General features: G+C 58.4%; 9 protein-coding genes. 4 read left to right on the top strand and 5 right to left on the bottom strand.

The features are described from left to right. Complete coding sequence (locus tag ACLHDD_RS17730) at positions 1–669, top strand: MarC family NAAT transporter (RefSeq protein ID WP_313652940.1); 669 nt, start codon at positions 1–3, stop codon at positions 667–669. A gap of 42 nt (positions 670–711) precedes the next feature. On the opposite strand, the gene ACLHDD_RS17725 is transcribed toward ACLHDD_RS17730, so the two are convergent. The 3 genes from ACLHDD_RS17725 to ACLHDD_RS17715 are packed head-to-tail and all read right to left on the bottom strand — an operon-like array spanning position 712 to position 4,508. Further along, a complete protein-coding gene (locus tag ACLHDD_RS17725; protein WP_427105096.1) occupies positions 712–1,974 on the bottom strand; it encodes a c-type cytochrome in 1,263 nt (420 codons plus the stop codon). 4 nt (positions 1,975–1,978) lie between these two features. After that, positions 1,979–3,748, bottom strand: coding sequence for a GMC family oxidoreductase (locus ACLHDD_RS17720; RefSeq protein WP_427105095.1), 1,770 nt, complete (start codon positions 3,746–3,748; stop codon positions 1,979–1,981). A 31-nt stretch (positions 3,749–3,779) separates the two neighbouring features. Further along, positions 3,780–4,508, bottom strand: coding sequence for a gluconate 2-dehydrogenase subunit 3 family protein (locus ACLHDD_RS17715; protein ID WP_427105094.1), 729 nt, complete (start codon positions 4,506–4,508; stop codon positions 3,780–3,782). 685 nt (positions 4,509–5,193) lie between these two features. Between ACLHDD_RS17715 and ACLHDD_RS17710 the strand changes: the two genes are divergently transcribed. From ACLHDD_RS17710 to ACLHDD_RS17700, 3 genes are all read left to right on the top strand, one after another. Next, complete coding sequence (locus ACLHDD_RS17710) at positions 5,194–6,765, top strand: ABC transporter substrate-binding protein (protein WP_427105093.1); 1,572 nt, start codon at positions 5,194–5,196, stop codon at positions 6,763–6,765. Between the two features lie 117 nt (positions 6,766–6,882). Then, a complete protein-coding gene (locus tag ACLHDD_RS17705; RefSeq protein ID WP_427105092.1) occupies positions 6,883–8,385 on the top strand; it encodes a helicase HerA-like C-terminal domain-containing protein in 1,503 nt (500 codons plus the stop codon). Positions 8,386–8,411: 26 nt separating this feature from the next. Further along, positions 8,412–9,710, top strand: coding sequence for a DUF445 domain-containing protein (locus tag ACLHDD_RS17700; RefSeq protein WP_427105091.1), 1,299 nt, complete (start codon positions 8,412–8,414; stop codon positions 9,708–9,710). Positions 9,711–10,079: 369 nt separating this feature from the next. Here the strand turns inward: ACLHDD_RS17700 and lptG are convergent, their stop codons facing one another. Continuing rightward, the gene (lptG, locus tag ACLHDD_RS17695) at positions 10,080–11,156 is read right to left on the bottom strand and encodes an LPS export ABC transporter permease LptG (RefSeq protein ID WP_313652929.1); all 1,077 of its coding nucleotides are present in this window, start codon (positions 11,154–11,156) and stop codon (positions 10,080–10,082) included. After that, positions 11,156–12,256, bottom strand: coding sequence for an LPS export ABC transporter permease LptF (gene lptF, locus ACLHDD_RS17690; protein WP_427105090.1), 1,101 nt, complete (start codon positions 12,254–12,256; stop codon positions 11,156–11,158). The genes lptG and lptF overlap by 1 nt, the downstream gene beginning before the upstream one ends. Positions 12,257–12,406 lie beyond the last annotated feature (150 nt).

Here is a 12,406-nt window from a genome sequence, read left to right as displayed (position 1 = left end):
ATGCTGGAACTGATTAAAGCGGTCAGTCTGGGGCTGGTCGTTATCCTGCCGCTGGCTAACCCGCTCACCACCGTAGCCCTGTTTTTAGGGCTGGCGGGCGAGATGAACTTCCAGGAACGAAACCGCCAGGCGCGCCAGGCGTCCCTCTATGTCTTCGCCATCATGATGGTGGCCTGGTACGCAGGCAACGCGGTGCTGCATACCTTTGGCATTTCCATTCCGGGCCTGCGCATTGCGGGCGGCCTGATCGTCGCCTTTATCGGTTTCCGGATGCTGTTCCCGGCGAAGCCGGCGGGACATTCGGTGGAGGCGAAGCAGAAGCTGGATGAGCTGGATGAGGCCAAAGAGCCGGTAAATATTGCGTTTGTGCCGCTGGCGATGCCGAGCACCGCCGGGCCGGGTACGATCGCGATGATCATCTCTTCTGCCTCTACGGTCAAAAGCGGCGTCGATTTTCCCGCCTGGGTGATCAGCGTTGCGCCGGTGCTGACCTTCCTGCTGGTCAGCCTGATCCTCTGGATATCGCTGCGCAGTTCAGGGGCCATCATGAAGCTGGTCGGGAAAAGCGGCATTGAGGCTATCTCGCGCCTGATGGGATTTTTGCTGGTCTGTATGGGCGTGCAGTTTGTCATTAATGGCGTGCTGGAAGTGGCGCACACCTTTCACTGAGAGACAGCCCCCTCTCACCTTAACAGAGGGGGCCATCTGACCTTACTTCAGCGTTTTACGCACGTCTGCAACCTGATCGCGACTCACCGCAGGCGCGGTGTTACTCCAGCCCTGACGAATAAAGGTCGCCAGCTGTGCGACTTCATCATCACTCAGCCGTCCGGCAAAGCCCGGCATCGCCAGTTTTGACGGGGCTTTCTCCGTCGAGGGCTGCTGCGCCCCGGCCAGAATGGTGTGGATCAGCCCGGTGGGATCCTTAGCGTTCACGATGGTCGCCTGATCCAGCTCCGGGAAGACGCCAGGCGCGCCTTTGCCGGTGACGAAGTGACAGGCACCACAGTTATCCAGATAGAGACGCTCGCCTTCGCTGAGGTTCTTCGCGGCAGTGAGTTTCGCTTCCGTCGCCTGCTGCGCCTGCACGTTGACTGCCTGTAGCGGCGGGTTACCGCCCAGGAACTTCAGGTACGCCGCAATGGCGTTGAGATCGGCGTCGGTCATGTGTGAGCTGCTGTGCTCCACCACCGAGGTCATCTCTCCGCCAACCGCCGCTTTATCGTTGCGCCCGGTCTGCAGGTAATCCACCACCTCCTGCTGGCTCCAGTGCGGTATCCCGCGCAGTGACGGCACTTCCCAGTGGTTCAGGCTGCCGCCTGCCAGGAATTGATCGTCACCGCTGTCCGGTGCTTTCTCGTTCATGCCCAGCCCGCGCGGCGTATGGCAACTGCCGCAGTGACCCAGGCTCTCAACGATATAGGCGCCGCGATTAATCTCGGCGGACGCGCCGCCAATCGGCTGGAACGGCTTATCGGAAGTGAACGCCCAGTTCCAGAACCGCATCCCCCAGCGCTGACTGAACGGGAAACTCAGATCGGTTTCCGGCGGCTGCGCCGCGCTCGGCTGCACGCCTTTCATAAAGTAGACATAGAGCGCGTGGATATCGGCATCGCTGATTTTCGCGTAGTCCGGGTACGGCATCGCCGGATAGAGGCGTGAGCCGTCCGGCAGGATACCTTTGCGCACCGCATCAGAGAACTGCTGCTCGCTGTAGTTACCGATGCCGTGCTGTTTATCCGGTGTGATGTTGGTCGAGAAGATGGTGCCGAGGTTCGACTCAATCGCCAGTCCACCGGAATAGGCAGGCTTGCCGGGCAGCGAGTGGCACGCCATGCAGTCACCCAGCCGGGAGAGATATTCGCCCTGCCTGATCAGTTGCGCCTCATCTTCGGCGTGAGCCGGCAGCGCAAAACCGCTGGCCAGCAGCACCGCGTTGGCGAACATAATAGATTTCAGTTTCAGCTTATTCATGCGCTTATGCCTGTACCAGTGGACCGGGATTTTTCAGGTAGTGATCTTTGATTGCCTGTGCCGCCATCAGGGTAATCGCACCGATGGTATCGGTCGGGTTCGCCTGGAAGTTCTGCGGGAAGGCGTTGCCGCCCGGCACAAAGACGTTATGCACATCCCAGCTCTGCAGGTACTTGTTGAGCGCCGAGGTTTTCGGGTTATCGCCCATCACCGCGCCGCCCACGTTGTGGGTGGAGACATATTTGGTGATATCGAAATCTGCGCCCATCGGCAGGAAGCTCATGCTCATGCTGTCCGGGTTCAGCTCTTTGGCGATGTTGCCGACGATACCCTTCAGATGCTGCTGCAGCTTCAGCTCATTCTCTTTCCAGTTAAAGGTCATGCGCAGCAGCGGCAGTCCGCGGTGATCGTTGTAGTTCGGATCGAGATCCAGATAGATATCGCGGTAAGACTGGCAGGTGGTGGTGATGCTGATCTTCATCGAATGCCCATACCACTCCTCCAGCCCCTCTTTGTAGCCCATGCCCCAGGATGGCGTGCCTTTTGGCAGCGCGGTACTGATCGGCGTTCCGGTCGCCTGCGAACTGTGGATCTTCGCGCCGCCGAGGAAGCCCAGCGACGGACCGTCAAAATTGCCTGGCGAGATATCGTTAAACATCTGGCCGGTCGCGCCCGCGGTGGCATAAGGATTGAAGTGCTTATCTTTGAAGAACAGGGTCGCGCCGCCGTTCGACAGGAACGCATAGTTGCGGCCGACCACGCCCTCTTCGGTGATCGGGTTATAAGGCTTACCGATACCGGAGAGCAGCATCAGCCGCACGTTGTAGAGCTGGAAGCTGCTCAGCACCACAATTTTCGCGGGCTGGAAGCACTCGTTGCCCTGCGCATCAATATAGATCACCCCTTTCGCGGTTTTCTTATCACCGTTCAGCACGACCTTGATCACTTCCGCGTTCACTTCATAGGAGAAGTTCGGCATACGCTTCAGCGAATCCATCACCGCAGTCTGCGGCGAGGCTTTGGAGTAGTTCAGGCAGGGGTATTTGCTGCAGTAGCCGCAGTAGTTACACGGGGCGATCTGGTTGCCGTAGGGGTTTTTCCACGCGCGCGACACACAGGCCGACGGGTTCGGGAACGGATGATAACCCAGCTTCGTGGCCGCCTCTTTAAACATCACGTTGTTCAGCGTGTCATCCAGCGCAGGCAGCGGATAAGGCTCAGAACGCGGACCTTCAAAGGGATCGCCGCCTTCCAGAATTTTGCCGCGCAGGTTGCCGGTGTTGCCCGACTGACCGCAGATCAGTTCGAATTTATAGTAGTAAGGCTCAATCTCTTCCCAGCTGAACGGGAAGTCCATCACCCGCATATCTTCCTGCAGGATGCCCGGCTTGTATGCCTGATCCACGTAGGTCTTGAGTTTGATATCGGTCGGGGTCGGACGGATCAAAACCGCCGTCCAGTGCATCCCGGCGCCGCCCACGCCCGTGCCCGGCGCAAACGCGCCCCACTTACGGGTTGGCAGGGCCGTCTGGCTGCTGTTGTAGCGCACGGTGACCGCCACTTCGGCGGGGGTCGCAAACACCTTGTTGCGCACCGCATAAGCATATTCATCCGCCGGTTTCGGGTAGGCGAATTCGTCATAATCGCGATCGCCGCCGCGCTCCAGCGCGCGCACTTCCAGACCTGCCAGCGCCAGCTCGATGCTCATCAGTGAGCCTGCCCAGCCGAGGCCGCAGACCACGACGTCGACTTCTTTCTTAGTAACCTGTGCCATGATAATCCTGTTTACCTGATGTGGAAGCGCCTTATGCGCGTTCGCCCCTGATGCTGACCGGGCCCAGCGGATAAGGCACGTTGTGCTGTTTCACCCATTCGGTGAAGCTGGCACGCGCGCCAGGGAAGCCGATGGCGATCCAGGCTTTCATGCCTTTATTACCGCCGTACATCGGGTCGGCCAGGTAGCCATGTTTGGTATCGGAGAGCAGCTGGCTGAAGAAGTGAGCCGGTTTGAGATCGGCCTCGCCCAGCGCGGCAAAATCAATCTGGTTTTTGTTCACCTGGGTCAGCACCGCATCTTTCTCCTCCAGCGTCAGCGCATGGAACGCTTTCTGGTGGGTGTTCTGCGACCACTGATCGATCAGCCGGATCCCGGTCTTGTAGATCTGCTGAGGACGAAACGGGATCTGATAGCCCAGCGTCGCCGGTGCCTGGGTATTGAATGGACCCTGCAGATAGATTTCGCTGCCAAAGGCTTCGCTGTGCAGCTGCTGGTCGATGAAGATCGGCACGTTGGTTTCCAGCGCGCCTGGCGCTTTGCCTTTGCCGCCCGCCGGAATCAGACGGTCGGTTGCGGCCAGAATAAACTGCCACTCATCGGCACTGAAAAAGATCGGTTTGTAATCGGCTAACTCGGGAGCGGCCATCTCCGCAGCCTGCGCCGCGGTAAGGCCTTTGAAGACCAGTTCACTGAGCGGCAGCGCCAGCAGTGAACCGAGCAAAAATTTACGCCTGGTGGTGGGTTTTTCTAACAGCATATCCGCACGACTCTCATCTGCTGAATACCTGGCTTATCTGTTCCGGCGCGAAAAAAATGCGTGCAGGCGGAAAATGCTCCGCAGAGATGAACACACAAGACAGACGACGGCAGAACAGGGAAAGGCAGGTAAAATTATGGTTCGGTGACTAACGGAACATATCGGTTAATAACCTGGCAATCTTAGGGATATAACTATTTCTGAATGTAAAAATTGAATTTAAAATATTTCAGAGTGAAAGTTTATCATGCTGTTGCGGAGGGGTAACAAAGAGGAAAGAGAGTTACAGCGGGAAAATTACTGATAAATCCATATAAAAATCGGGTATTTAGCCATTTCAACGCAGAAATAAGGGTTATTATTTTACCGCTGTTATCATCACGCTAAATAACCAGTAAATAAATATCATATTTTCCTGCAGGCTTATCTTCTCAGACGCTTATCCTGACGTAATAATCGTGGCGAGGCTATCAGACAATGCGCAATCTGTGATGGTTTGCGGTCACTCTTTTTATTTTTTCTGTTCTTTTCGCTGCGAGATAATAACGCAAAGATACTATTCTGTTTTCTCTTTTTGCAGATCCCTCGACGCAAAATATTGTGCAAAGCATAGAACAAACCGGCATTTTGAGATTATCCGCCGCCCGGTAGTGTAGAGCACATCGACGACTCAGGATCCTTTCCGATGCGCAAAACGCTCTTATCACTCTTTACCGCTCTGGCGCTGTCTCACGCCGCCCACGCCGCGACGCCTGCCGATACGCTGGTGGTCGCCGTTCCGCTGGATGGCATTATCAGTTTTGACCCGGCCGAAAGTTTTGAAACGATTAGCAACAGCAGCCTGCGCAATATCTATCAGATGCTGCTGGCGCCGGATCATCAAAATCCGCAGCAGCTATCACCGCTGGCGGCCACGCGCTGGCAGCCGGGAAAAACGCCTCACAGCCTGGTGTTTGACCTTAACCCGCAGGCCCGCTTCGCCAGCGGCAATCCGCTGACCGCGCAGGATGTGGTCTTCTCCTTAACCCGTGCGGTAAAGCTCAACAAGGCACCTTCTTTTATCCTGGGCGAGTTTGGCTGGACGCCGGAAAACATCGACCAGCAGTTCACAGTACTAAATGACCACCAGCTTGAGCTGCGCTGGCCTGCGGAGATCGGCAGCGATCTGGCGCTGCGCCTGCTGACCGCGCCGGTCGCCTCAATTGTCGACAGCAAAGTGGCGCAGGCACACGGCAGCAATAATGACTACGGCAACGGCTGGCTGAAGACGCACTCCGCTGGCAGCGCCGCGTATGCCATCAGACAGTTTGTGCCGCTGCAGGCACTGGTGCTCGAGGCGAACCCCCACAGCACGCAGAAGCCGCACCTGAAACGAGTGCTGCTGAAAGGGGTCGCCGATCCCGGCAGCCGCCGCCTGCTGCTTCAGCAGGGCGACGTGGATGTCGCCTATCAGCTTGGCCCGGACCAGATTGCGGCACTGAAAAGCGTGCCGGATGTGCGCGTCGACGCCTTCCCGTCCAGCCTGATCTACTACGTCGGCTTTAACACCCAAAGCCCGCAGCAACCGGCACTGGGCAATCCGGCCCTGTGGCAGGCGGCCCGCTGGCTGGTCGACTATGACAGCCTGGCAAACCAGCTGCTGAAAGGTCAGTACCGCATTCATCAGAGTTTCCTGCCGGACGGATTCGACGGCGCGCTGAACGGTACGCCGTTTCACTACGATCTGAAAAAGGCGCAGGCGATCCTGCAGAAAGGCGGCATTAAACCGGGCACCCGCATCGCGCTGACGGTGGTGAACCAGCCCCCTTACATTGATGTAGCGCAGGCGCTGCAGGCGAGCTTTGCCAAAGCGGATGTGCAGCTCGATCTCCAGCCGGTGGCGGAATCAGAGCTGTGGAGCAAAATGCGCAGCCGTGACTTCCAGGCGATCTTCACTTACTGGGGCGCGGACTACATCGATCCCAATACCAACGCCAGCACCTTTGCCTTTAACGTGCCGGGCGGCGGCAAAACCCTGGCGTGGCGTGTCGGCTGGTCCATCCCGGAATTAAGCGCGCAGACCCGCGCCGCCGCCGGAGAAAGCGACGCAGTGAAGCGCCGCAGCCTCTACACCGGGCTGCAGACCCGCATCCAGCAGGATTCGCCGTTTGTCGTGCTGTTACAGGGCGCGGTTCAGGTGGCGGTGCGCAGTAATCTCAGCCATCTGCAGCAGGGCATCGGCGTCAGCCTGCTTAACTTCGAAGAGGTACAGAAGTAAACCCGCTTCAGGCCGCTGCGTGGCAGGCAGCGGCGCCTTTTCTGGCAGATTGTTCTCCCCCTGCCGACGTCCGGCTTGCTATCCTTCAGGCATACCCTTTAGCCAGGAGTGAAAAGCATGACTGCCCCGCTACTGATTGCGCGTACCCCCGAAACCGAACTTCACCTGTTACCGCAGATGGCCAACCGTCACGGCCTGATCACGGGTGCGACCGGCACCGGTAAAACCGTCACGCTGCAGAAGCTGGCCGAAGCGTTCTCCGCCAGCGGCGTGCCGGTCTTTATGGCCGACGTGAAAGGCGATCTGACCGGCGTGGCAATGGCGGGTCAGTCCGGTGAAAAGCTGCAGGCGCGACTGGCAAAAATCGGCGTGACCGACTGGCAGCCGCAGAGCAATCCGGTGGTGCTGTGGGATATCTTCGGCGAGAAAGGCCATCCGGTGCGCGCCACCGTCTCCGATCTCGGGCCGCTGCTGCTGGCGCGCCTGCTGAACCTCAATGAGGTGCAGAGTGGCGTGCTGCAGATTATTTTCCGCATCGCTGATGACCAGGGCCTGTTGCTGCTGGACTTCAAAGATCTGCGGGCCATGACGCAGTACATCGGTGACAACGCGAAAAGCTTTCAGAGTCACTACGGCAACATTAACAGCGCCTCTGTCGGTGCCATTCAGCGCGGACTGCTGACGCTGGAGCAGCAGGGTGCGGAACACTTCTTTGGTGAACCGATGCTGGATATCGCCGACTGGATGCGCGTCGACAGCAACGGCAAAGGAGTCATCAACATCCTCGCTGCTGAAAAGCTCTGCCAGATGCCAAAACTCTACGCCACCAGTCTGCTGTGGCTGCTGTCGGAACTGTATGAACACCTGCCGGAAACGGGCGATCTGGATAAGCCAAAGCTGGTCTTCTTCTTTGATGAGGCGCATCTGCTGTTCACCGACGCGCCGCCGGTGCTGCTGGAAAAGATTGAACAGGTGATGCGGCTGATCCGCTCGAAAGGTGTCGGCGTCTGGTTTGTCACGCAGAATCCGGCCGACATCCCCGATCGGGTGCTGGGCCAGCTCGGCAACCGCGTCCAGCACGCCCTGCGCGCCTTTACGCCGCGGGATCAGAAAGCGGTCAGAACCGCGGCCGAGACCCTGCGCACCAATCCGGCCTTTGACAGCGTGGAAGCGATTCAGGCGCTGGGCACCGGCGAAGCGCTAATCTCCTTCCTGGATGAGAAAGGCAGCCCGTCAGTCGTGGAGCGCGCGATGGTAATTGCGCCCGGTTCGCGCATGGGGCCGGTCACCGGTGATGAACGCAACGGTCTGATCAATCACTCCCCGCTGTATGGTAAATATGATACTGAAGTCGACCGCGAATCGGCGTTTGAAAAGCTGCAGCAGGGGGTTCAGGCCGCCAGCGATAAGGCCAGCGCGCCGCCGGCCAAAGGCGGCGATGTTGCCGTCGACAACGGCATCCTCGGCGGACTGAAAGATATTCTTTTTGGTCATACCGGCCCGCGCGGCGGCAGGCATGATGGGGTAGTGCAGACGATGGCGAAAAGCGCCACCCGCCAGATCACCAGTCAGATCATCCGTGGCGTACTCGGCAGCCTGCTGGGTGGCCGTCGTCGGTAAACCCGGCTCTCTGCTAAGATCAGGTTATGGATAAACAACACGAACTGAAACGGATGAAGCACCTGGCCCTGCTGCTGTTGCTGCTGGCCGCCGCCACCTTTATTGTCACCCTTTTTCTGCCACCCGGCTTCTGGGTCAGCGGGGTTAAAGCGATTGCCGAAGCCGCGATGGTCGGTGCACTGGCGGACTGGTTCGCCGTTGTGGCGCTGTTTCGGCGGGTGCCGGTGCCCTTTGTCTCACGCCACACCGCGATTATTCCGCGCAACAAAGATCGCATCGGTGAAAACCTGGGGCGCTTCGTCCAGGAGAAGTTTCTGGATACCGATTCGCTGCTCAGTCTGATCCGCCGTCACGATCCCTCCCGGCTGCTGGCACAGTGGCTGAATACGCCTGGAAATGCCGACCGTATCGGTCGTCATCTGCTGCAGGTGATGCGCGGCTTCCTGGATCTCACCGACGACGCGCGCATCCAGACCTTTATGCGCCGCGCCGTGCATCGCGCTATCGACAAGGTGGATCTCAGCCAGACCAGCGCCATGGTGCTGGAAAGCCTGACCCGGAATAACCGCCATCAGGCGCTGCTGGACGCGGCCATCGATCAGCTGCTGAAGCTGCTGCACAAACCCGCGACCCGCGAGTTTATCGCCCTGCAGCTGGTGCGCTGGCTGAAGCGCGAACATCCGATCAAAGCCAAAATGTTGCCGACCGAATGGCTGGGTGAACACAGCGCCGAACTGGTTGCGAATGCGGTCGACTCCCTGCTGGATGATGTGGCAATGGATCAGGGGCATGAGCTGCGCCTCGGTTTTAACCGGGCGGTAGAGAAACTGATTGTCAGACTGCAGAACGACCCTGAAATGGCCGCGCGCGCCGAAGAGATCAAAGGCTGGCTGAAAGAGGATGCCACCTTCAATCGCTACATCGGTGAGCTGTGGAATGATATGCGCAACTGGCTCAAGGCCGATCTGAGCAGCGAGGATTCGCGGGTGCAGGAGAAAGTGCGTGGTGCCGCCCTGTGGCTGGGAGAAATGCTGGCGGCCGATCCGGCGCTGCGCGACTCTATGAACCAGCATCTGGAGCAGGCGGCGCGCAGCGTGGCGCCGGAGTTCGCCAGCTTCCTGACGCGTCACATCAGCGACACCGTAAAGAGCTGGGACGCGCGCGACATGTCGCAGCAGATTGAACTCAATATCGGCAAAGACCTGCAGTTTATCCGTATCAACGGCACGCTGGTGGGCGGCACCATCGGCCTGATCCTCTATCTGCTGTCGCAGCTGCCCGCGGCGCTGCCGGTGGTCTCAGGCTGGATAAGCCGCATCGCCTGAAACCACTTACCGCCGCTGTCACCCTTACGCCCGGATGACTGCCAGACATCAAGCGAGAGATACAGACCTGCAGCCCCCTGGCGGGCCACGGATGGCCAGGCGTTCAGCCGCAGTAAGCATGACGCCCCGATGGCACCCGGACGTAAAGCGAGGAAAACCTGCACCTGCTGCACAGCATCGCGAGCCAGAGGTTTTGTGTCCTGGCGGAAGACCAGGCGCCCCGAGCCTGCTTCCCCGTCACAAACCGGCCGTCCGTGAAGACGAAAGCCGCTGAGTCTGTCATGCTCAGACTTAAAATTGCGGGAGCCTGCAGGCCAGTCACAAAAAAGGCCGCTGTCGCGGCCTTTTCTTTTACTGCGTTTACTGCGCTTAGCGCCGCTTAATCAGCATAAACATACTGATTGCGAAGAACGCGAAACTGGGCAGAATCGCCCCCAGAACCGGCGGCAGACCATAAACCAGGCTCAGCGGGCCAAAAATCTGATCCAGCACGTAGAACAGGAAGCCAAAACTGATACCGGTGACCACCCGCACGCCCATCGACACGCTACGCAGCGGACCAAAGATAAACGACAGCGCCATCAGCATCATCACCGCCACCGACAGTGGCTGGAAAATCTTGCTCCACATATTGAGCTGATAACGTCCCGCTTCCTGACCGCTCTGCTTCAGATACTTGCTGTAGCTGTGCAGGCCGCGAATCGACAACGCATCCGGATCCAGCGCCACCACACCCAGCTTGTCTGGCGTCAGGTTGGTTTTCCATTCGCCGCTCAGGCTTTGGGAGCCGGTGATCTGCTTTGGATCGGTCAGGTCTGACTCATCCACCTGCGACAGCAGCCAGCGCTTCTTAGCCGCATCCCATGTTGCTGTCGCCGCGTAACGTACGCTCTGCAGACGACGCTGATCGTTGAAGTTATAGATGCTGACGCCATCAATCTGATTGTCGCCTTTAATGCGCTCAATGTAGATGAAGTTGTTACCATCTTTAGCCCACAGACCGTTCTGCGTCGAAACCAGTGCGCCGCCGTAAAGCTGCTGAGCCCGGTAGTTACGCGCCATCTGCTCGCCCGACGGTGCCACAAACTCACCAATCGCCATTGTCAGCAGCACCAGCGGAATCGCTGTTTTCATTACGGAGAGCGCCACCTGCATGCGGGTAAAGCCCGCCGCCTGCATTACCACCAGCTCGCTGCGCTGCGCCAGCGCGCCCAGTCCCAGCAGCGCACCCAGCAGGGCTGCCATCGGGAAGAATATCTCAATATCTTTGGGCACGCTGAGCAGAGTGTAATAGCCGGCGCTCAGGGCGCTGTAGCTGCCCTGGCCGGTCTTGCGCAGCTGATCGACGAACTTGATGATGCCGGAGAGCGACACCAGCATGAACAGCGTCAACATGATGGTATTAAAGATGGTTTTACCGATATAGCGGTCAAGAACGCGAAACATCAGACTGACCCTCCGCGGGTGAAGCGGGCGCGAATCCGACGCATCGGCACCGTATCCCACAGGTTAAGAAGCACCGCCAGCACCAGATAGCTGATGTTCACCACCCACATCCAGATGCCCGGATCCAGTCGCCCTTTCGCCCCGCTCGACTTCAGGGAGCTTTGCAGCAGGAAGAAGATCAGATAGAGCAGCATAGCAGGCAGCATCGACAGCACGCGGCCCTGGCGCGGGTTCACCACGCTGAGCGGCACCACCATCAGCGCCATCACCAGCACCGAGAAGACCAGCGTCAGGCGCCAGTGCAGTTCGGCCCTGAAATCAGGCGTTTTATTCGCGAACAGGTCGGTCATACTCGCCTGCTCGGAATCGTTGGGATCGAGCGTCGCCGCTTTATACCCAATCACCGCCTGATAATCGTGGAAGTCGGTGATGCGGAAATCGCGCAGCAGCGCCGTGCCCTCAAAGCGCGTGCCTTTATCCAGCGTCACGACCTGAGAACCGTCTTTGTGTTGCTCCAGATGACCGCTGTCGGCCAGCACCACGGAAGGCCGCGCATTGCCTTTTGGCCGCAGCTGCGCCAGGAAGACGTTACCAAACTGGTTACCCTTCACATCCTCGACAAACAGCACGGCGCTGCCGTCGCTGGAGGTCTGGAACTGTCCGGCAGCCATCGCCGCCGCGCCCGGATTCGCCTTGGCGTTCTGCGTCACCTCATCCTGATAGCGGGATGACCAGGGTCCCAGCCAGATAACGTTGACGGCCGCCACCAGGGAGGTAAACAGCATCAGCACCATCGCAGCTTTGACCAGCACGGCCTTGCTCAGGCCGCAGGCGTGCATCACGGTAATTTCACTTTCCGTGTAGAGTCGTCCCAGCGTCATCAGAATCGCCAGAAACAGACTTAAGGGCAGTATAAGTTGTGCCATTTGAGGCACACCCAGTCCTAACAAGGTCAGAACGAGATTTGTCGGCACTTCGCCATCCACCGCGGCACCCAGGATCCTGACTAACTTCTGACAAAAGAAGATGAGCAGCAGGATAAACAGGATAGCCAGCTGGCTTTTGAGCGTTTCCCGAACCAGATATCTAATGATGATCACGCTTAGTACGCCTGTGAAAACTTGTCTTTTTGCAGGAAAATCGCTAGTTTCAACGCTTATCAGCCATTTTTCTTCATCAATGGCCGTCGTCGTAGCTAAAATTGTATGAAAAACGCGTCCGGGTGGTGAAAAAACAACATCTTGTCACCC

The organism is Pantoea sp. NSTU24, from assembly GCF_050157905.1.
GTDB lineage: Bacteria > Pseudomonadota > Gammaproteobacteria > Enterobacterales > Enterobacteriaceae > Pantoea.
This window is presented reverse-complemented; position numbering and strand designations above follow the sequence as displayed.

Coding starts and splice junctions, on each gene's coding strand:
- ACLHDD_RS17730 (WP_313652940.1), top strand. CDS start 1: ATGCTGGAACTGATTAAAGCGGTCAGTCTGGGGCTGGTCGTTATCCTG.
- ACLHDD_RS17725 (WP_427105096.1), bottom strand. CDS start 1,974: ATGAATAAGCTGAAACTGAAATCTATTATGTTCGCCAACGCGGTGCTG.
- ACLHDD_RS17720 (WP_427105095.1), bottom strand. CDS start 3,748: ATGGCACAGGTTACTAAGAAAGAAGTCGACGTCGTGGTCTGCGGCCTC.
- ACLHDD_RS17715 (WP_427105094.1), bottom strand. CDS start 4,508: ATGCTGTTAGAAAAACCCACCACCAGGCGTAAATTTTTGCTCGGTTCA.
- ACLHDD_RS17710 (WP_427105093.1), top strand. CDS start 5,194: ATGCGCAAAACGCTCTTATCACTCTTTACCGCTCTGGCGCTGTCTCAC.
- ACLHDD_RS17705 (WP_427105092.1), top strand. CDS start 6,883: ATGACTGCCCCGCTACTGATTGCGCGTACCCCCGAAACCGAACTTCAC.
- ACLHDD_RS17700 (WP_427105091.1), top strand. CDS start 8,412: ATGGATAAACAACACGAACTGAAACGGATGAAGCACCTGGCCCTGCTG.
- lptG (WP_313652929.1), bottom strand. CDS start 11,156: ATGTTTCGCGTTCTTGACCGCTATATCGGTAAAACCATCTTTAATACC.